At 60.3% G+C, this 19,556-nt stretch carries 19 protein-coding genes; 9 read left to right on the top strand and 10 right to left on the bottom strand.

The window, feature by feature from the left end:
* Positions 1-123: 123 nt before the first annotated feature.
* Both pnp and ACR0KM_RS08975 read left to right on the top strand, forming a co-directional pair.
* Positions 124-2,271: a polyribonucleotide nucleotidyltransferase gene (pnp, locus tag ACR0KM_RS08980; RefSeq protein WP_480858687.1), complete on the top strand. Its 2,148-nt coding sequence runs from the start codon at positions 124-126 to the stop codon at positions 2,269-2,271.
* Positions 2,272-2,517: 246 nt separating this feature from the next.
* On the top strand, positions 2,518-2,919 hold the full coding sequence (locus ACR0KM_RS08975) for a chlorhexidine efflux transporter (RefSeq protein WP_480858685.1): 402 nt from the start codon (positions 2,518-2,520) through the stop codon (positions 2,917-2,919).
* Here ACR0KM_RS08975 and ACR0KM_RS08970 read toward each other — a convergent pair.
* On the bottom strand, positions 2,889-3,539 hold the full coding sequence (locus tag ACR0KM_RS08970) for a peroxiredoxin (RefSeq protein WP_480695596.1): 651 nt from the start codon (positions 3,537-3,539) through the stop codon (positions 2,889-2,891). The genes ACR0KM_RS08975 and ACR0KM_RS08970 overlap by 31 nt on opposite strands.
* A 214-nt stretch (positions 3,540-3,753) precedes the next feature.
* Between ACR0KM_RS08970 and ACR0KM_RS08965 the strand changes: the two genes are divergently transcribed.
* Entirely contained in the window at positions 3,754-5,193 is a 1,440-nt protein-coding gene (locus tag ACR0KM_RS08965; RefSeq protein ID WP_480858683.1) for an aldehyde dehydrogenase family protein, read from the top strand.
* Positions 5,194-5,248: 55 nt separating this feature from the next.
* On the opposite strand, the gene ACR0KM_RS08960 is transcribed toward ACR0KM_RS08965, so the two are convergent.
* Positions 5,249-6,100 (bottom strand): methylated-DNA--[protein]-cysteine S-methyltransferase, encoded by an 852-nt coding sequence (locus ACR0KM_RS08960; RefSeq protein ID WP_480824290.1) that lies wholly within the window; start codon positions 6,098-6,100, stop codon positions 5,249-5,251.
* A 119-nt stretch (positions 6,101-6,219) separates the two neighbouring features.
* Here ACR0KM_RS08960 and nth point away from each other — a divergent pair, with 119 nt between their 5' ends.
* Positions 6,220-6,864 carry an endonuclease III gene (nth, locus tag ACR0KM_RS08955; protein WP_480858681.1) on the top strand — a complete coding sequence of 215 codons (645 nt, stop codon included), beginning with the start codon at positions 6,220-6,222 and terminating at the stop codon, positions 6,862-6,864.
* On the top strand, positions 6,861-7,850 hold the full coding sequence (locus ACR0KM_RS08950) for an adenosine kinase (RefSeq protein ID WP_480858680.1): 990 nt from the start codon (positions 6,861-6,863) through the stop codon (positions 7,848-7,850). The genes nth and ACR0KM_RS08950 overlap by 4 nt, the downstream gene beginning before the upstream one ends.
* A gap of 17 nt (positions 7,851-7,867) precedes the next feature.
* Here the strand turns inward: ACR0KM_RS08950 and ACR0KM_RS08945 are convergent, their stop codons facing one another.
* From ACR0KM_RS08945 to ACR0KM_RS08935, 3 genes are all read right to left on the bottom strand, one after another.
* Positions 7,868-8,707, bottom strand: coding sequence for a DUF547 domain-containing protein (locus tag ACR0KM_RS08945; RefSeq protein WP_480858678.1), 840 nt, complete (start codon positions 8,705-8,707; stop codon positions 7,868-7,870).
* Positions 8,704-10,089 carry a radical SAM protein gene (locus ACR0KM_RS08940; protein ID WP_480858676.1) on the bottom strand — a complete coding sequence of 462 codons (1,386 nt, stop codon included), beginning with the start codon at positions 10,087-10,089 and terminating at the stop codon, positions 8,704-8,706. Before ACR0KM_RS08940 ends, ACR0KM_RS08945 begins: the two co-directional genes overlap by 4 nt.
* A 77-nt stretch (positions 10,090-10,166) precedes the next feature.
* The gene (locus ACR0KM_RS08935) at positions 10,167-10,652 is read right to left on the bottom strand and encodes an RNA pyrophosphohydrolase (protein ID WP_480858674.1); all 486 of its coding nucleotides are present in this window, start codon (positions 10,650-10,652) and stop codon (positions 10,167-10,169) included.
* Between the two features lie 136 nt (positions 10,653-10,788).
* Here ACR0KM_RS08935 and ACR0KM_RS08930 point away from each other — a divergent pair, with 136 nt between their 5' ends.
* The 3 genes from ACR0KM_RS08930 (at position 10,789) to ACR0KM_RS08920 (ending at position 15,295) form a co-directional block, all read left to right on the top strand.
* On the top strand, positions 10,789-12,816 hold the full coding sequence (locus tag ACR0KM_RS08930) for a 2,4-dienoyl-CoA reductase FMN-binding domain-containing protein (RefSeq protein ID WP_480858673.1): 2,028 nt from the start codon (positions 10,789-10,791) through the stop codon (positions 12,814-12,816).
* 66 nt (positions 12,817-12,882) lie between these two features.
* Positions 12,883-14,163: an MFS transporter gene (locus ACR0KM_RS08925; RefSeq protein WP_480858671.1), complete on the top strand. Its 1,281-nt coding sequence runs from the start codon at positions 12,883-12,885 to the stop codon at positions 14,161-14,163.
* Positions 14,164-14,389: 226 nt separating this feature from the next.
* Positions 14,390-15,295, top strand: coding sequence for a LysR family transcriptional regulator (locus ACR0KM_RS08920; protein ID WP_480824274.1), 906 nt, complete (start codon positions 14,390-14,392; stop codon positions 15,293-15,295).
* A gap of 65 nt (positions 15,296-15,360) precedes the next feature.
* Here the strand turns inward: ACR0KM_RS08920 and ACR0KM_RS08915 are convergent, their stop codons facing one another.
* Genes ACR0KM_RS08915 through ACR0KM_RS08900 form a run of 4 tightly spaced genes read right to left on the bottom strand, consistent with a single transcriptional unit; the run spans position 15,361 to position 18,272 of the window.
* Positions 15,361-16,263 (bottom strand): OmpA family protein, encoded by a 903-nt coding sequence (locus ACR0KM_RS08915; protein ID WP_480858668.1) that lies wholly within the window; start codon positions 16,261-16,263, stop codon positions 15,361-15,363.
* Complete coding sequence (locus tag ACR0KM_RS08910; protein ID WP_480858944.1) at positions 16,260-16,817, bottom strand: peroxidase-related enzyme; 558 nt, start codon at positions 16,815-16,817, stop codon at positions 16,260-16,262. The genes ACR0KM_RS08915 and ACR0KM_RS08910 overlap by 4 nt, the downstream gene beginning before the upstream one ends.
* Before the next feature lie 25 nt (positions 16,818-16,842).
* A complete protein-coding gene (locus ACR0KM_RS08905) occupies positions 16,843-17,553 on the bottom strand; it encodes a GNAT family N-acetyltransferase (RefSeq protein ID WP_480858666.1) in 711 nt (236 codons plus the stop codon).
* Positions 17,550-18,272, bottom strand: a complete 723-nt coding sequence (locus ACR0KM_RS08900; protein WP_480824268.1) for a competence/damage-inducible protein A — start codon at positions 18,270-18,272, stop codon at positions 17,550-17,552. The genes ACR0KM_RS08905 and ACR0KM_RS08900 overlap by 4 nt, the downstream gene beginning before the upstream one ends.
* 51 nt (positions 18,273-18,323) lie before the next feature.
* Between ACR0KM_RS08900 and sfsA the strand changes: the two genes are divergently transcribed.
* Positions 18,324-19,025, top strand: a complete 702-nt coding sequence (sfsA, locus tag ACR0KM_RS08895) for a DNA/RNA nuclease SfsA (protein ID WP_480824581.1) — start codon at positions 18,324-18,326, stop codon at positions 19,023-19,025.
* A 2-nt stretch (positions 19,026-19,027) separates the two neighbouring features.
* Here sfsA and ACR0KM_RS08890 read toward each other — a convergent pair whose 3' ends face one another.
* Entirely contained in the window at positions 19,028-19,393 is a 366-nt protein-coding gene (locus tag ACR0KM_RS08890; protein ID WP_480858664.1) for a hypothetical protein, read from the bottom strand.
* Between the last annotated feature and the right edge of the window lie 163 nt (positions 19,394-19,556).

The raw sequence follows: 19,556 nt of genomic DNA, 5'->3' as shown, positions 1-19,556 counted from the left end.
TCTGAGACGTTGTGCCCTGACCCCGGCACTCGAATGGAAGATAAAGTGGGGTCGGCGGCAATGGGGCCGCCATGCAAACCGGAGACCCGCAGGGGCGGGAGTGCTCCGTTCTAGGATACGCATATGTTTGATGTAACAAAGAAATCTATGCAGTGGGGCGAAGAGACGCTGACACTGGAAACCGGCAAGGTTGCCCGTCAGGCTGACGGCAGCGTGATTGCCACGCTGGGCGAAACCAGCGTCATGGCAAACGTGACCTTTGCACGGGCGCAAAAACCCGGTCAGGACTTTTTCCCGCTGACCGTCCACTACCAAGAGAAATACTATGCCGCCGGTAAGGTTCCGGGTGGCTTCTTCAAGCGCGAGGCGCGCCCGACCGAGAAAGAGACGCTGACCGCGCGTCTGATCGACCGTCCGATCCGTCCGCTGTTTGTTGACGGCTTCAAAAACGAAGTTCTGGTCATGTGCACCGTGCTGAGCCACGATCTGGTCAACGACCCCGACATCGTTGCGATGATCGCTGCCTCGGCTGCGCTGACCATTTCCGGCGCGCCGTTCATGGGCCCGATCGCCGGTGCCCGCGTTGGTTTCGTGGATGGCGAATACGTCCTGAACCCGACCGTGGACGACATGCAGGACCTGCGCCTGAACCCTGAACAGCGTCTGGATCTGGTTGTGGCCGGCACCAAAGACGCCGTGATGATGGTGGAATCCGAAGCTTACGAACTGTCCGAGGCGGAAATGCTGGGCGCGGTGAACTTTGCGCACGCGCAGATTCAGCCGGTGATCGACCTGATCATCTCGCTGGCCGAAGACGCCGCGAAAGAGCCGTTTGAATTCGAAGCGCCTGACTATTCGGATCTGTACGCAGCTGTTAAGGCCGCCGGTGAAGAGCAGATGCGCGCCGCTTTCGCAATCACCGACAAGCAGGAGCGCACCGCCGCTGTTGCTGCCGCCCGTGAAGCGATCAAAGAAGCGCTGACCGAAGAACAGCTGGAAGACGGCAACCTCGGTTCGGCAATGAAAAAGCTGGAAGCCGGCATTCTGCGCGGCGACGTCGTCAAAGGCGGCAAGCGGATCGATGGTCGTTCGACCACCGACATCCGTTCGATCGTTGCAGAAACCTCGATGCTGCCGCGGACCCATGGTTCTGCCCTGTTCACCCGTGGTGAAACGCAGGCGCTGGCCGTGACCACGCTGGGCACCGGTGACGACGAACAGTTCATCGATGCGCTGCATGGCAACTTCAAATCGAACTTCCTGCTGCACTACAACTTCCCGCCCTATTCGGTTGGCGAAGTTGGCCGCGTTGGTGGCCCCGGCCGTCGCGAAATCGGCCACGGCAAGCTGGCATGGCGCGCCCTGCAGGCGGTTCTGCCTGCGGCAACCGACTTCCCCTACACGATCCGCATCGTGTCCGAGATCACCGAATCCAACGGCTCCAGCTCGATGGCGTCGGTCTGCGGCGGTTCGCTGTCGATGATGGATGCGGGCGTTCCGCTGAAAGCGCCGGTTGCCGGTGTGGCCATGGGCCTGATCCTGGAAGATGACGGCGAATACGCCATCCTGTCGGACATTCTGGGTGACGAAGACCACCTGGGCGACATGGACTTCAAAGTGGCTGGTACCGAAAACGGCATCACCTCGCTGCAGATGGACATCAAGGTCGCGGGCATCACGCCCGAGATCATGGAGAAAGCCCTGGCGCAAGCCAAGGACGGCCGGATGCACATCCTGGGCGAGATGGGCAAAGCCCTGTCCGAGACCAACGAATTCTCGGTCCACGCCCCGCGCATCGAGACCATGAACATCCCGACCGACAAGATCCGTGAAGTGATCGGTTCGGGTGGTAAGGTCATCCGCGAAATCGTCGAAGTGTCGGGTGCCAAGGTCGACATCAACGACGACGGTGTCATCAAGATCGCCTCGCCCGATGGGGAGTCGATCAAGAAGGCCTATGAGATGATCCACTCGATCGTCGCTGAGCCGGAAGAGGGTCAGATCTATACCGGTAAAGTCGTCAAGATCGTCGATTTCGGGGCCTTCGTGAACTTCTTTGGCAAGCGCGACGGTCTGGTCCACGTGTCCCAGATCGAAAACCGCCGCCTGAACCATCCCTCAGACGTTCTGAAGGAAGGTCAGGAAGTGAAGGTCAAGCTCTTGGGCTTTGACGACCGCGGTAAGGTCCGCCTGTCGATGAAAGTCGTCGATCAGGAAACCGGCGAAGAGATCGTGCCCGAGAAGAAAGAAAAGAAGGAAGACGCTGAGTAATCAGCGCCTATCTATACACGAGAACTGAAAGACCCCGGCCATTGCCGGGGTCTTTTCTTTTAGAATAAACAGACACTTCTCCGACTTTCGATCAAGACATTGTCCCATATCACAGCCACCCTAATCGTGACGTGCGATTCTCCAACCCAAGTTGAACCCGTAGCCATCCACTCAGGCGCATAGCTCAGAACATCTAAACCGGCTCTTCGGGCCACCCCAGATTGATGAGCATGGATATGGTACTCAGTGCCCCCGCGAACGCATCATCCAGACCAGCAGCTTCGAGCTGATCGACTGGCCTGCAAAAACCCTCATACGCTGCGCGTCATTTATACATCCCTGCACGAAATCACTGCCGTGATGATCACCTTTCCCCTGCCGATGGCTGCGGGGGACCATTCTCTGGGCTCGGCACGCGCGCTGAATCTCGGGCTGACCCTGACCTACACGGCGTACACCAATGTGTTTCACATCACCTTTGACCGCATCCGCCCCGTGGACAAAACAGCGAAGGTCAGGCGCGCATCCGCAGCTTCATCTGGCCAAAAATATCCTCGGGGGGAATCGCGCCTCTGGCGCGATGGGGGGCAGACAGCCCCCCTTTACCTAGCCTCAGCTCAGGACGGCGCTTTGGTCTTGCGCAGATAGGGAAAGATCGTCTCGAACTCGCCGAACTTCTCTTTGGCATCTTCGTTCGAAACAGCAGGCGGGATAATCACATCCTCACCTGGCACCCAGTTCGCAGGCGTCGCAACGCCCTTGGACGACATCTGCAACCCGTCCAGCGCGCGCAGGATCTCGGCAAAGTTCCGGCCCACGGTCATCGGATAGGTCATCGACAGCTTCAGCTGCTTGTCCGGCCCGATGATAAAGACCGAGCGTACGGTGGCGCTGTCAGCGGGAGTGCGGCCATCGGGTAGGTAAGCCTCGGCGGGCAGCATGTCGAAGGCTTTCGACACGGCCAGACCGTCATCAGCAATGATCGGGAAGCCAGGATTGGCATTACCGTAAGCCTCGATATCTTTCTTCCACTTCTTGTGGTCCTCAACCCCGTCAACAGACACACCAATCACCTTGGTCCCCCGCGCCGCCCATTCGTCGTTCAACTGCGCCACAGCCGAGAACTCGGTGGTGCAGACGGGGGTGAAATCCTTGGGATGCGAGAACAGGATTGCCCAGCTGTCGCCGATCCAGTCGTGGAACTGAATGGTGCCCTGATCCGTTTCTGCGGTGAAATTCGGAACTGTATCATTGATGCGCAAACCCATGGGGCATCTCCTCTGCTGGTATGTAAACCGAGTCGGTCGCAGCAAACTTAATCACTTTGGCCGCAGGTTAAAGCTCTCAGATTTGACGTCAGGTAAATTCATATATCGCAATGCCCGGATCACAGCTTTCCCTTGCCCCGCCCTTTCAGCAGTGACAGAGTAGCCAACAAAACCGACCGTGCGGTCGAATGTAATGTGCTGCGGAGGCTCTCTCATGATCGAAAAACGTGATTTCTATATCAACGGCCAATGGGTCTCGCCGGCGGCGGCCAACGACTTTCAGGTCATCGACCCGTCGACAGAAGAGCCCTGCGCGGTGATCTCACTGGGCAGTGCGGCGGATACCGACGCTGCCGTCGCCGCCGCCAGAGCCGCCCTGCCCAGCTGGATGGAGACCCCGGTCGCGGACCGTATCGCGCTGGTGGAAAAGCTGGTCGACATCTATGCGACGCGCTCGGAAGATTTGGCGCAGGCGATGTCACTCGAAATGGGCGCGCCGATTGACATGGCGCGCACGCAGCAATCGGGGGCAGGCATCTATCACCTGAAAAACTTCATCCGTGCCGCCAAAGGGTTCCCCTTCGAACGCCCGCTGGGTGATCACGCCCCGAATGACCGGATCATCTATGAGGCCGTGGGCGTGGCCGCCCTGATTACCCCGTGGAACTGGCCGATGAACCAGATCACACTCAAGGTGGGCGCGGCGGCGATCGCGGGCTGCACAATGGTGCTGAAACCGTCCGAGCAAAGCCCGCTGAACGCGATGATCTTTGCCGAGATGATGGACGAGGCCGGTTTCCCGGCGGGTGTGTTCAACCTTGTGAACGGGGATGGTGCAGGTGTCGGCTCGCAACTTTCAGGTCATCCGGATGTGGATATGGTCAGCTTTACGGGCTCGACCCGCGCGGGCACCGCGATTTCCAAGAATGCCGCCGATACCTTGAAGAAGGTGCATCTGGAACTGGGCGGTAAGGGCGCGAATGTGGTTTTTGCCGATGCGGATGAAAAGGCGGTCAAGCGCGGCGTGTTGCATATGATGAACAACACCGGCCAAAGCTGTAACGCGCCCAGCCGGATGCTGGTGCAGCGGCCGATCTATGATCAGGCGGTGGAAACGGCGGCCGAGGTGGCAAACAAGGTCTCGGTCGGGCCCGCCCTGGAAGAAGGTCGTCACATCGGCCCCGTTGTGAACGAGGTGCAGTGGACCAAGATTCAGGACCTGATCCAGAAGGGTATCGACGAAGGCGCACGTCTTGTCGCCGGTGGCACCGGGCGGCCCGAAGGTTTGAACAAGGGTTACTATGTGCGTCCTACTGTCTTTGCCGACGCCAACAACCAGATGACCATCGCGCGCGAGGAAATCTTTGGTCCGGTCCTGACCATGATCCCCTTCGACACCGAGGACGAGGCCATCGAGATCGCCAATGACACGCCTTACGGGCTGACCAATTATGTCCAGACGCAGGACGGTGCCCGGGCAAATCGCATGGCGCGGCATCTGCGGTCCGGCATGGTTGAAATGAACGGCCAGTCGCGCAGCGCCGGCTCTCCGTTCGGAGGGATGAAGCAATCCGGCAACGGGCGCGAAGGCGGAGTATTTGGGCTTGAGGATTTTCTTGAAGTCAAAGCCGTTGGCGGTTGGGCGGCCGAATAACCCAGATCAAACGTGATCCAGTTGTGAGGCACCCTAGGGTGCCTCGCTTTATTTCTCAGGCATCCGCCTGAGCAGCCTCATAGGCCAGCATGGCGCGCTTGACGGGCAGGCCCCAGTGATAGCCCCCCAATCCGCCTGACTTGCGCAAGGCGCGATGGCACGGGATCAGCCAACTGACAGGGTTGCGCCCCACAGCCGTGCCGACCGCGCGCACGGCCTGAGGGGACCCCACGCGTTGCGCGATTTCGGAATAGGTCGTGACCTGCCCTGAAGGAATATGCATCAGCGCCTCCCACACTTTGATCTGCAAGGGCGAGCCAATCAGGTACAACGGTGTCGGCTCCAACCGGTCATTGGCGGCACCAAAAGCGCTCAGCACCCAAGGGCGCAGATGCATCGGATCTTCCACAAACTCGGCCAACGGCCAGCGCGAAAGCATATCTTCCATTGCCGCTTCCTCGCCGGTTTCTGCGCCGAAAGCCATACCGCAGATGCCTTTGTCCGTACCCATAACCAATGCCGGGCCAAAGGGACTTTCGAACCAGCCCCAGTAAATCGTCAGCCCTGCGCCTTTGCGCGCGTATTCGCCGGGGCTCATGGATTCCCATTTCAGGAACAGATCGTGCAGACGGCCACTCCCTGACAGGCCCACGTTGTGCGCGGTCTCTAGCGTTGTGAACCGTTCGCGCAACAGCGCCTTGGCATGACCCAGTGTCAGATATTGCTGATAGCGTTTCGGCGATACACCAGTCCACCGTGAGAACAGCCGCTGGAAATGGGCAGGGCTCATATCCATCTGGCTGGCCAGTTCCTCAAGGCTCAGGGTTTCGCCACCCTGATCAATCAGGTCAATTGCCCGGCGCATGACATTATAATGGTATCCGCTTTCGGGGGTCTGGACATTCATGGGACTCACCTCATTCCTGATGACCGGACCATAGCGTCCCCCTCACGCCCCCGCGACCCGGAACTTGCGCATTGGCTTTGGGCTTGTGTCACGGCCCGGTGGGCGGCATTAAGGCGCGGATGGCAAAGCAACTCGATTATCACACGATCCGCGAGATCTTTACGCGTTTTCAGGAGGCGGACCCGGAACCCAAGGGCGAGCTGGAGCATGTGAACGTCTATACTCTGGTCGTCGCAGTGGCGCTTTCGGCGCAGGCGACAGATGCCGGGGTCAACAAGGCGACGCGTGAGCTGTTCAAGATCGCCGACACCCCGCAAAAAATGCTGGATCTGGGCGAAGAGGGGCTGACCGAGCACATCAAGACCATCGGCCTGTTCCGCCAAAAGGCGAAGAACGTCATCAAACTCAGCCGCATTCTGGTCGAGGACTATGGCGGCGAAGTGCCCAATTCCCGCGCAGCACTACAATCGCTGCCGGGTGTAGGCCGCAAGACGGCCAATGTGGTGCTGAATATGTGGTGGCGGCAACCGGCGCAGGCGGTGGACACCCATATCTTCCGCGTCGGCAACCGCACCGGCATCTGCCCCGGCAAGGACGTGGACGCGGTCGAACGCGCCATCGAGGACAATATTCCGGCCGACTTTCAACTCCATGCGCATCACTGGCTGATCCTGCATGGACGGTACCATTGCAAGGCGCGCAAGCCGCAATGCCCGACCTGTATCATCCGTGATCTCTGCGAATTCGAGGACAAGACCCAATGAAGACCTATCAACTCACCGGTATCGGAAACGCCGTTGTGGACGTGATTTCGCAGGCCGATGACAGTTTTCTGGAACTGATGGGCATCGAGAAGGGCATCATGCAGCTGATCGAGCAGGAGCGCGGCGAGGTGCTGTATGCCTCGATGGAAGGCCGCGTGCAGACGCCCGGCGGCTCGGTGGCCAATACGATTGCGGGCGCGGGTGCGCTGGGTCTGGATGCAGCCTTTATCGGACGCGTGCATGACGACGCGCTGGGCCGGTTCTATGCCGATGCGATGAACGAGGATGGGGTGGATTTCGTGAACCCCCCGGTCCCGGGCGGCGAGCTGCCGACCTCACGCTCGATGATCTTCGTCTCGCCAGATGGCGAGCGGTCGATGAATACCTATCTGGGGATTTCATCGGAACTGTCCTCGCAAGATGTGCCCGATGAGGTCGCGGGAAGCACCCAGATCATGTTCCTTGAGGGCTATCTGTTCGACAAGGAAAAGGGCAAGGCGGCATTCCTTGAGGCGGCGCGAACCTGCCATAAAGGTGGCGGCAAAGCCGGCATCGCAATCTCCGACCCGTTCTGTGTAGAGCGGCATCGCACAGATTTCCTGCTGCTGATCGAGAACGAACTGGATTTCGTGATCGGCAATGAGGCCGAGATCAAATCGCTGTTCGAAACCGACGATCTGGAAGAAGCACTCGCCAAGACTGCCGCAATCTGCCCCCTGGTCGTGTGTACGCGATCGGGTGACGGGGTGAGCGTGTTGTCCGAGGGGCAACGCATCGATGTGGCAGTTCAAAAGGTGGTGCCGGTGGATGCGACCGGAGCGGGCGACCAGTTTGCAGCCGGGTTCCTGTTTGGCATGGCCACGGGGCGCGATTACGAGACCTGCGCCAAAATCGGCAATGTCTGCGCCCGCGAGGTGATCAGCCATATCGGACCGCGCCCCGAAGCGAATATGCTGGATCTGCTGCGCGCCGAAGGGTTGCTATAAAGCGCTGAGCCGCGCCGCTAAGACCCCGCTGCCGCGTCGTTCAAGGCCCAATCATACTCATAGCCACTCACGCGCGCCGTCCCTTGCAGTCTTGCGCGCAATTCTGGCTCGGCTGCGGTTTCCAGATAGGCAATCACGGCCTTCTCATTCGCCCCGAAATCCTCGCGAAACCAGATATAGATCTTCGACAGGATGAGCCGCCCGCGCCCGTCATAGCGCACACCGCGCGGATCATTGACATAGGCGCGTTCGGCAGCTGCAAAGTCGCGCTCTAGCGTCTGTGCTTGCCAGGCGCGATTCATCAGATTGGGACATCCAACCGCCGCACAATTCAGCGCGTAATGGATACGCGGTTCGTCGAATGTCGGGCGGATGATGCGGTGTTCGATCTCGTTCAGCGTCAGGGTCTGCCCAGAGACCCGCGCCACGGGCCGATCCCATGGTCCAAAGGAAAACGCCCCATCCGTGATATCGCGGATCGAAGCGACAGGGTAGTTTTCAAGGATCAGGTCAACTGTCAGCGCGTTATAGAGGTTGATCCAGTAAGCAAGTTGCTGATCCCGGCCCAGCTCTGCCGGATCGACGCTTTGCAGAGTTGTCAGATAGCCATCCAGTCGCGCGCGGTCGGCCTTTGACACCTGCCCATAAGCCACACGGTTGACGCCCTGCGGATCGGTCGCAACATAGCGGTTCAGAAAAGTGCTCCAGTCGCGGTGGTCGACCCGCTCTCCGGGTGGGGGCGCAGTCCGGGTCAGGGCGGTGTTCTCAAGCGGTGTGGGCGCTGGCAGCGCCAAACGTTCGACACTGGCACAGGCGGCAAGCAGCGGAAGAAGCAGCAGGATCAGCAGTTTTCTCATGAGGCGGCCTTCTGGTTTGCGCGTTTCGCCCGAAGCTGCCCTTTGAGCTTTTTGAGCGGAGCCAGCGCGGGGTCGTTCAGGTCCGGTAGGTTCGGGTTTGTGGACAAATCGCGCGCCGCAGCGTTCCACCAACGCGGGCCATCGTCGCTGTCGACGCGATCGGGCGCTGCAAGATGCAGATCGCGTTGCGCATTGTGAACGCACATCGACAGTGGGCCGTTGGCAGTTGCGACCATAAAGACGCACGAGGCACAGCGGTCTTCTTCCAGCGCGTCAGCCGCCATGAAGTTGTGAATGAACACCGACTGCCGGCGCAGGGGCCCCCGCAGCAATCCTGCTCCAAGGCGCAGCGCACAGCCCGCGAGGTGAGCGGCGGCGCGCAGTGCCAGCATGGGGCGCCGCAGCGCCAAAAGCCGCACACTGTCATGGATGTCCAGATGCCCATCCTCCGAGCAATCCTGCTGTTCCAACGCCTCGATCACGCGATGAACAAGGCGCCGGTCGGACAAGGTTGACCGCGCTTTGCCTCCGGCCGCGAACACGCTGGCATAGCGGTTGCATTTGGAATGACCCACTGCAGCGGAATCGAAGTGCAGCGGGGTTTCGTATCCCTCTTCGATCGCGCGTATGACGCTGTCCTGCGTGATGATGTCAGGCCGTTCGCGCAAAACACCGCGCCCTGTGTCGGCCTGCATCTGGAACGAGACGAATGCCACATCGGGCTGATCGCGCAGAAAACGCGAAATTGCAGGGAGTTCCGCAAAATTACCCTCGAACACGGTGGTGTTAAACAGTAGACGCAAGCCCAACCCCTCGGCCCGACGGATATATGCGCGCCGCACCGTGTTCAGCTCGACCTCGGTCTCGAAACCCTTTCGTTCCTGCGTCAGATCGACGTGAAATGCCACATCGTCCAGCCCTGCCGCCGCCAGCCGGGTCAGCGCCGCACGGCTGGCACGAATGCCGTTGGTCATCAGGCAGGATCGCATCCCCAGCCGGCGAATCTCGCGGCACAACGCCTCAAGATCCCCGACCTTGCGCAGGGTCGGGTCGCCGCCGGTCAACTGGACGGAAACGCCAGGCCCATAATGGCTGTGGATCGTGGCCAGCCGTGCAAACAGGACCGAGAGCGGGGGGTCATAGGTCATCTCGGCCCGGTCCGAGAGGTAACAAAGCGTGCAATCCAGATTGCAGCGCTGAGTGACCTCAAGCGCGACGCAGGCGATGGGGTAGAACCGCCCGGCGGTCTGGCCGGGTCCGTATTCGCCTGCGGACCACAGGCCATCACGCAGCGGCGTACGGCGATCAGCCCCATGGAATTGGCGGCCTGCGGGCGCCGTTCCGACAACGTCTGAGATTTGGTGATCTGCGGTATCTTTCATGCCTCAAAGGCTAGTGAGGCATGAGGTCCAGCGCTATGCCGCTCACGGCAAGTTGTCAGTTCATGAGGTCGAGGTGATCAGCGCAGATGCGCGGCAAAGGCCGCTACCACCTGTTCATAGACCGCACGCTTGAAAGGCACGATTTCGGCGATGAGGCGCGCAGGTTCCTGCCATTTCCATCGGGTAAATTCCGGGTGATCGGTTGCGATGTTGATCTGGTCGTCGCGGCCCGTAAAGCGCATCAGATACCATTTCTGCTCTTGCCCGCGATAGCGGCCTTTCCAGATTTTGGGCACGATTTCATGCGGCAGATCATAAGGCAGCCAGCCATCTGTCTCGGCGATGATGTCGACCAGATCGGGGGTCACGCCAGTTTCCTCCCACAGCTCACGCAGGGCCGCGTCGCGCGGGTCTTCGCCTTTGTCCACGCCGCCCTGGGGCATTTGCCAGGCGTCCTTGTGGCGATCGTTACGCTGGCCGACAAATATCCGACCCTCGGCATTCATCAGCATCAGCCCGACGCAGGGGCGATAGGGCAGTTCGGCAATCTGGTCGGGGGTCATGCGGGGCCTCATGAATTCGCTTTGCATCGTCTCTAGCAAGCAGTGCGGCAAAGGCAAAGGGAATGACGTTAGGTTTCACGTGACAAAGGTGACGCGAAGGTCAATCTAACCTCAAAATCGGGAGGGAGAGTTCGTCATGACCGCGTACCCAAACATGCTGGCCCCGCTGGATCTGGGCTTTACCACGCTGAAAAACCGGGTGCTGATGGGGTCCATGCATACCGGATTGGAAGAAACCGGCGACTGGAACCGCGTGGCCGAGTTCTATGCCGACCGGGCGCGCGGTGGTGTGGCGCTGATGGTGACTGGCGGCATTGGCCCGAACCTTGAGGGCTCGGTTCTGCCCGGTGCGTCGATGATGACGAATGACACAGAGGTCGCGAACCACTCAATCGTGACGCAGCGAGTGCACGAGGCGGGCGGCAAGATCGCGATGCAGATTCTGCACGCGGGGCGTTATGCCTATGGGCCGAAATGCGTGGCACCCAGCCCGGTGAAATCCCCGATCTCTCCATTCCCGCCGCATGAGCTGGATGAGGATGGGATCGAGAAGCAGATCGGTGACATCGTAAACGCCGCCGTGCTGGCGCAGAAGGCCGGGTATGACGGGGTCGAGATCATGGGCTCCGAGGGATATTTCCTGAACCAGTTCCTTGTGACCCACACCAACAAGCGTACCGACCGCTGGGGCGGATCGTATGAGAACCGGATGCGCCTGCCCATCGAAGTCGTGCGCCGCACGCGCGAAGCGGTCGGGACGGATTTCATCATCATCTACCGGCTGTCGATGATCGATCTGGTCCCCAATGGCTCGACCCATGATGAGGTGGTCGAGCTGGCGCAGCGGATCGAGCAGGCCGGGGCGACGATCATCAACACAGGCATTGGCTGGCACGAGGCGCGGATTCCGACGATTGCCACGTCCGTGCCGCGCGCAGCCTTCGCTTGGGTGACGAAGAAGCTGATGGGCAAGGTTGGCATCCCGGTGATCACCTCGAACCGGATCAACACGCCCGAGGTCGCAGAAGAGGTTCTGTCGACGGGCTGCGCCGATATGGTCTCGCTGGCGCGCCCCATGCTGGCGGATGCGGATTTCGTAAACAAGGCCATTGCCGGGCAGGCAGCACAGATCGCACCCTGTATCGCCTGCAATCAGGCCTGTCTGGATCACACGTTCAGCGGCAAGCTGACCTCGTGTCTGGTCAACCCGCGCGCCTGCCATGAGACCGAGCTGGTCATTGGCACGGCCGAGACCCGCAAAACGGTTGCCATCGTGGGCGCAGGACCGGCGGGGCTTTCTACTGCGATGACCGCCGCCCAACGCGGACACGACGTGACTCTGTTCGACCGCGCTGCTGAAATTGGCGGCCAGTTGAACATGGCCAAGCAGGTGCCGGGGAAAGAGGAATTCTGGGGCCTCGTCGACTGGTACCGCACCATGATGGACGATCTGGGCGTCAAGCTGGAACTGAACCGCGAGGTCAGCGTCGACGACCTGACCGGGTTTGACGAGGTGGTCATCGCCACCGGCGTCACACCGCGTGATCCGCAGATTCCCGGGCAGGATCGGGACAATGTGCTCAGCTATATTGACGTGCTGCGCGGCACGGCCGAGGTCGGTAAATCCGTGGCCGTGATCGGTGCAGGCGGCATCGGTTTCGACGTGTCCGAGTTCCTGCTGGAGGACGGTCACAGCATAACCACCGACCTGCCCGCGTGGATGAAAGAGTGGGGCGTGACAGATCCCGCAGAGCACCGTTCAGGGCTGGCGCCTGAGGGGCCTCAGCCCGCCGCGCCCGCCCGTCAGGTCACCCTGCTGCAGCGCAAAGCGCAACGGCATGGCAAAGGGCTGGGCAAGACCACCGGTTGGATTCATCGGGCTACCCTGAAGATGAAGGATGTCAATTTCGTAGGCGGCGTGAATTACGAGCGCATCGACGAAGAGGGTCTGCATATCAGCTTTGGCGAAACCCGCGATGACCCGACCGTGATCCCGGCAGAGACCATTGTGCTGTGTGCGGGTCAGGTCTCGGACAGGTCGCTGGCGGATCAGTTGGGCGCGCGCGGCATTCCATGCCATGTCATCGGCGGCGCTGATGTGGCCGCCGAGCTGGATGCGAAACGGGCGATCGATCAAGGGACGCGTCTGGCGGCAACGTTCTGACAATGTTGCCGCAGGCGGAACTCTGACGCAGTATGGACAGGTTCTGTTCCTACCGCGGATGTGCCAGTGACTGAAACCCGCATGCAGCCCAACCGTCATACCCTACCACTGATGGCAGGACAGGGTTCGTTATCGGTAATGGCGTGGTCCATGGCGAACCCGTCGATCGTGGTGGCGTTTCTAGCGGTATCCATGGGTCTGCCATTGGTTCTGGCAGGGCTTTTGATCTCGGTCAGGCAAGCCGCAGGAACCCTGTCAGACATGATCCTTTCAGGATATGTCGCTCGATTGCCGCGCAAAGCATCGGTTATTGCCCGGGTTGATTTGGCAATCGCCACCTGCTTTCTGACCCTTGTTCTGGTTGCGCTCTATGGTTCGCAAACGATGGTGATGATCGCCTTTGTCGCGGTGATCTTCGCAATCGGCGTGTTGGAAGAGTTCAAGACCCTGATGATTGTCGACTTCATCAGCGATACCCTGCCCTCACCTGACAGGATGCGGCTAAGCTATGCGCAAAAAACCATCGGCGGGGCAGCGACCATCATCACCGTTTTGCTGCTGCATCAGCTTGTCCGGGACGCACCAGCCCCGACACGGCACAGTCTGGTCATCGGGTTCGGTGTGGTGTGCTTTATGCTGTCGGCCTGCTTGATTCTAAGCATCCGCGAAACGGCGCGGCACCCTGGGCAGGTCGCCAACCAGCGACAATCTCCTGCGCAGGCGGTTAGGGCGTTTTGGCGGGATACACGTGATTTGTGGGCCGAAGCCTGGTTCCGCAGGTTTATCGCGATCCGCATCACCTTTGTGATCGCCGGGTTATCGGTTCCGTTTTACGCCCTCCTGGCCGCAGCGGCGCACCACAGTTCGACCCAAGGGCTGACGGCCCTCGTCGTATCATCGGCTGCAGCACTTATGGTGGCCGCCCCCCTTTGGCGCACAATGACCATTCTGTCGAATCGGGCGGTCATGCTGTGCGGTGCCGGTATGATCCTCGTCTCGGGTCTGGTCCTGATCGTCCTGCATCGCAGCGGGCTTGATCACGGCGAGCATATTCATGCGGTAACCGTATTTGTCGTAACAGTCGCAGTCACCGGGCTGGGCAGCGCACGGATGCTGTACTTTATGGACAGCGCCCCCAAGGCGCAGCGGGTGCGGGCACAGGCCGTGGCCTCCACATTGGCCCGTATAGTGGTCATTGTAATATCCGCCGGTCTGGCCGCCCTTGCCCACCACGGTGATCCGATCTGGGCCGTTACCGCCGTCTCGATCGGTAGTCTGCTGGCTTTGGCAGCGATCGTGACTATTGTTCCGCCTGGTAGAAAAGGCCCGCAAAATAAACAGCCCTGAGGGCAAGGGTGGTCACAAAAATGCCACTCTGATCTTAGCACATTTGAGAGAAAGTCCAGAAACCGGGGGTTTGCGCAGAATCTGGTCGCTCGGTGCCAAAGCTCACCGGCGTTTCCCAGTCGCAAACTATCCGATTCAAAACCCTGATATTATCCCATGTCTGCCCCGTTCTTGCCCAGATTGATCGCGATAAAGAGACAACAACTTGAAGACCTGGGGTACGATAATGGATCGACTGACCGAAATGGAGGCCTTTTCCAACGTGGTGGACCAAGGGGGTTTCACCGACGCGGCCAAGAAAATGGGCATCTCCAAATCGGCCGTTTCCAAACACGTGTCGAGCCTTGAGGCACGGCTGGGTGCGAGGCTGCTAAACCGCACCACACGCCGCGTTTCACCGACCGAGATTGGATTGGCTTACTACGACCGCGCACGTCGCGTTCTCAACGACGCGGGCGAGGCGGATGCGCTGGTGACCTCTATGCAATCGGCTCCTTCTGGTCTGCTGCGGATCAGTGTGGCGACAGATTTTGGCGTCAATCATTTGTCCCCGGTCCTGTCGGATTTTCTGTCGGCCTACCCCGAGATCACGGTCAACATGGTGCTGAACAACCGCTATGTGGAACTGATTTCCGAAGGCTTTGACGTCGCTGTGCGCATTGGCGAGCTGGAAGACAGCACCCTGCGTGCCCGCAAGCTGACCGAGACGGTCAAGCGGCTGGTCGCCTCGCCGAAATATATCGAACAGTTCGGGCGCCCGCAAAAGATCGACGATCTGAACGAACACAAGCTACTGCACTATTCAAGCCAGTCTTCGGGCAGTGTCTGGAAACTGACTGCGCCGTCGGGCGAAAAGCGTCAGGTGCGCACCGCCGGCTGGCTGAGCGTGAATGACGGGCAATCGCTGCTGAACGCAGCCATCTCTGGTCTGGGGATCGCGCATCTGCCCAGCTATCTCTATGCGGACGCGCTGAAATCCGGCGAGGTCGTAGACGCGATGCCGTCGCTGCCGGACGAGGTTCAGGGCATCTATGCCGTTTATCCGCCCGGTCGCTTCACCCAGCCCAAAGTTCGGGCATTCATTGATTTTCTTGTCGAGGCCTATGCTGAAAAAGGCTCGATGGATTGGTAGAATTCTCCCTGAGGCACCTCGATGGCCCGCGCTGAAAAGTGCGGGTCTTTTTTTTGCGTCAGGTCTCAGTTGATCAGCAGGACGGCCTCGACCCGGCGGTTTATGTCGCGTCCTTCGGGCGTCGCGTTTGAGGTGATCGGGGCGAGATAACCGGCGCCCTGCGCCTCGATCCGGTCGGCGGCGACGCCGTGTGCCTCGATCAGACGTGTGCGAACCGCCTCGGCGCGTTGTTTGCTGACCGCGATATTGGCCTGTAGCGCACCTGTATCATCGGTGTGACCCACCAGCGCCAGACGAGCTTGCGGATTGTCGGTCAGATATCCCGCCAGCAAATCCAGCGAGGTAAATGGCCCCTCACCCAATGCCACCTCGCCGGTGCGGAAATGCAGGTCGTCAAGGATTACATGGCCGTTCTGACCAAGATCACTCAACAGGCCCTCTGTACCCTCTACGGTTTCCTCGATCACCAAAGGTGGCGCAGGTTGGGTTCCGACCGGTGTCACGCGGATCATCTGCACATAGCCATCAGGCTCGTTACGACTGACCAGCAGGCTCAGCGCGTTCTCGCCTTTTGTAGCCGAGAGAAACCGATAATCATGAATTGCCACATACATATCGGGTGTTGGCACAACCTCGGTTCCAAAGCGAAAATCGAAGCCGCCGCAAGTACGCGCCTCGCATTCAAAGGTGATGTCATACCCCTGCGCCTGCAACTGATCGCGCAAGGGCGCAAGGATTTGCAGCGTGGTACTCGAGCCCGCTTGCAAGCGCCATGTCAAACGCTCAACGCGGCCTTCGACTGTGCGCGCAGGCACCACGCCATCGGTGAACACGCCCGTGGGCAGATCATAGCTGTCGAGCGCGCTGATGCGTTCGCTGACTTGGCGCGCGCTGCTGGGCAGGGCAATCTCCTGCGCCAGTGCAGCTTCGGTCAGAAGGACCAAGAAAAGAGATAGGCAACGAATCATCGGAATTGGGCGTGGTACTCGGGGTTCGGGACCATCGCTGTTGCGCTCGCCACGCGGTTGGTCATGTTGAAAAAGCCGGTAACATTGGCAATGTCCCAGATATCCCGGTCGTTGAAGCCCGCATTACGCAGGCGCTGGCGGTCCGCCTCTTCGACCGTTGCGCTGGCATGGGTCATCTGCGCCGCGAAATCCAGCATTGCACGCTGGCGATCATCCAGGGGTGCAACGCGGTAGTTCATCACCAGCATCTCACCCAATTGCGGATCGCCCGAAAGCTGCCGCACCGCCGCACCATGGGCCACGAGGCAGTAGAAACACTTGTTGATGGACGAGACCACAACGGCGATCATCTCGCGTTCCAGCTTGGTCAACCCGCTATCGGCCAGCATCAGGTCGTTATACATCGCCGTGAACGTGTTCAGCTTGTCGATGTCGAAGGCATGGGCGCGCAGCACGTTGGGGACCATGCCCAGTTTCTCGACGCAGATATCGAAATATTTCTGCGTCTCGGGCGGCAGCGGGTCCACCATCGGCAGGTTCAGGGCGGTGGGCATGTCCTGTGTGGTCACTTCGCTCTCCTCAAACCTGCTGGCGATAGTGATATTCGCCCGCGATCTCCATCCCCAGCGCATGATAGAGCCCATTTGCCCCCGCATTCGCCTTGGTACAGATCACGCTAAGGGTCTTTGCGCCATTGTCCAGCGCCCAGAACGCCGCGGCGCGCATCGCCCAAGCGCCCATGCCCTGACGGCGGTGGTCGGGCAGGATTTCCAGCGCATGGACCATGGCGATATCGTTATGAATGGCCACAAACCCGGCCCCGGCGGGCTGATCATTGCGGCGGATCAGCAGGCCCGTCTTCGGCCCCGGCGCGCGGTGCATGATGGCCAGCCGTTCCGGTCCGATGCCGCCCTGCGCCCAGACCTCGCGCATGATGGCGAGCGGTTCCCAGACGTTGAACACGGTGACGCGTGGCAGGGGCGTATCGGTCAGATGCGCCGCCGGGCAAGTATAGATATTGACCGGGTCGAGAATGTCGTAGCCACGGGCAGCCAACTGCGCATCCAGTGCCTCATCCCCCGGCCAGAGGCAAAAGAGGCGTTTCTGTCCCATCGCCTCCATCGCGGCTTCGGCGGTGTCGATATCGCCATCATGCACGCCCCCAAGCCGGCTGGCCGCCGACACACGCGACCCGCCGCCCTGCCCGCGCCGCAGCCGGAAAGGCCCCAGCCTGTCATACCCGGCCGCGGGCCATGTGCCGTCGACGATGGCGGGCCAGTCGATGCTCAAAGCTCAAGCTCTTTCGCCAGACGCGTGATGGCAGCGTCAATGCGCGCACCCTCGGTACCGCGCACCACAACATTGGCCCCGAAGACGCCATTGATCTGAAATGGATAACAACCGATCGAAAGATCAGCGAAATCCTCGGCCAGCACAGCCAGCATCGCCGCGATATCACCCTCGCCCCGATCCACACGCAGGGTTTGGGACAAAAGCGGGCGACCACCGGTTAGCGCGGGCAAAACGCTGGCGACCATAGCGCGGAACACCGAAGGTACACCGGCCATGACATGCACATTGCCGAGCGTGAAGCCCGGCGCAGTCGAGACCGGGTTATCGATCAACGCCGCGCCTTCGGGGATGCGCGCCATGCGCAGGCGGGCGGCATTCAGCTCCAACCCGGATTTGTCGTAATGCGCCTCGAGCAGAGCGCGCGCGTCGGCGCGTACATCAATCGAGCGGCCAAATGCACGTGCGATGCAGTCGGCGGTGATATCGTCATGAGTCGGGCCGATACCTCCGCTGGTGAACACGTTGTCGTAGGCATCTGACAGCGCTTTTACAGCGCCCTCAATCGCAGCGGCGTCGTCGCTGACAATTCGCACTTCTTTCAGGTCGATGCCGTGCTTGGTCAGCTCTCCGGCAAGGTAGTGCATATTGGCGTCGCGGGTGCGGCCCGACAGAATCTCATCCCCGATCACCAGCATTGCGGCGGTTGGATTGGCCATGGCGCGCCCTCCCTCTTGATCGGCCCATGTGGCAGGTATAGGCCCATGGCCATGCGATTTGAAACCCCCCTTGTCCCCGCCCGCCTGATCCGCCGCTATAAACGCTTTCTGGCCGATTGCACGCTGGAAGACGGGCGCGAGGTGACGGCCCATTGCGCCAATCCGGGCTCGATGATGGGGCTGGCGGAACCGGGTGAGAAAATCTGGCTGGAGCCCAATGACGATCCGAAGAAAAAGCTGAAATACGGCTGGCGGCTGGTTGATCATGAGAACGGGCATTTCACCGGGGTCGATACCTCGCTGCCGAACCGGGCGCTGCGGGCGGCGCTGATGGCGCGCGAGATCCCGGAACTGGCCGCCTATGAAACCGTCCGCCCCGAGGTGAAATACGGCGAGAACAGCCGCATCGATTTCCTGCTGACCCAACCGGGCCTGCCGGATGCTTATGTCGAAGTCAAAAGCGTCACGCTTTCGCGCCAGCCCGGTCTGGCAGAGTTTCCCGACAGCGTGACCGCGCGCGGCACCAAACATCTGGGTGAGTTGGCGGCGATGGCAGCACAGGGGCATCGGGCGGTGTTGCTGTATCTGGTGCAGCGCACCGATTGCGACCGGTTCACGCTGGCTGCGGATATCGATCCGGCCTATGCGGCGGCGTTCGAGGCAGCCAAGGGGGTTGAGCGGCTGGTCGTCGGTACGCGGATCTCGCCAGACGGCGTTTGGGTTGATCCCATGCGACGTTGGGAATTTGCCTGAATTCAGTCCTCGAACCGAAAATTCCCGATCAACGCGCCCGATTTCGGAAACTGACCGCGATATCCGCCATCCGGCAGCCGTCCGACCCGCGCGCAAAGCTGGCGACCCTGCTGAAACGATTTCCAGCGACTGCACAGCTTGTCACCATCCAGCCACCAAACGCCACTATCCTGTCCCAATCGCGGGATAAGGACCTCAAAGGTTTCATCCGCCCTAAGGGTTGCCGTCCCGGAATAGTGGAATCTGTCAAACGCGATCTTGCGATCTTTGGCCAGCAGCGCTTCTATCTCGAACCCCGACAGAAGCGTCACCTCATCCCGGCAGCCGGACAGTGTCAGAACCAGCAAAAGCGCGATCCATTTCTTCATCACTTTCCCTGCATCGATTCTGAGGCGTTTCGTCACCCTATCCGAGATTTCGAGCAGTCAAAGATTGAAGATGCTGCCTTCAACGCCATTTGATTGGCCAAAGGTCGCAGCCTCTGGAACTTTCTGCACAAGCAGCGTAAAAGGGGCGCTGCGCGAAATATTT

The organism is Ruegeria sp. G10 (assembly GCF_056533645.1).
The sequence above is the reverse complement of the archived record's forward strand: the minus strand, read 5'-3'. Positions and strand labels throughout refer to the sequence as shown.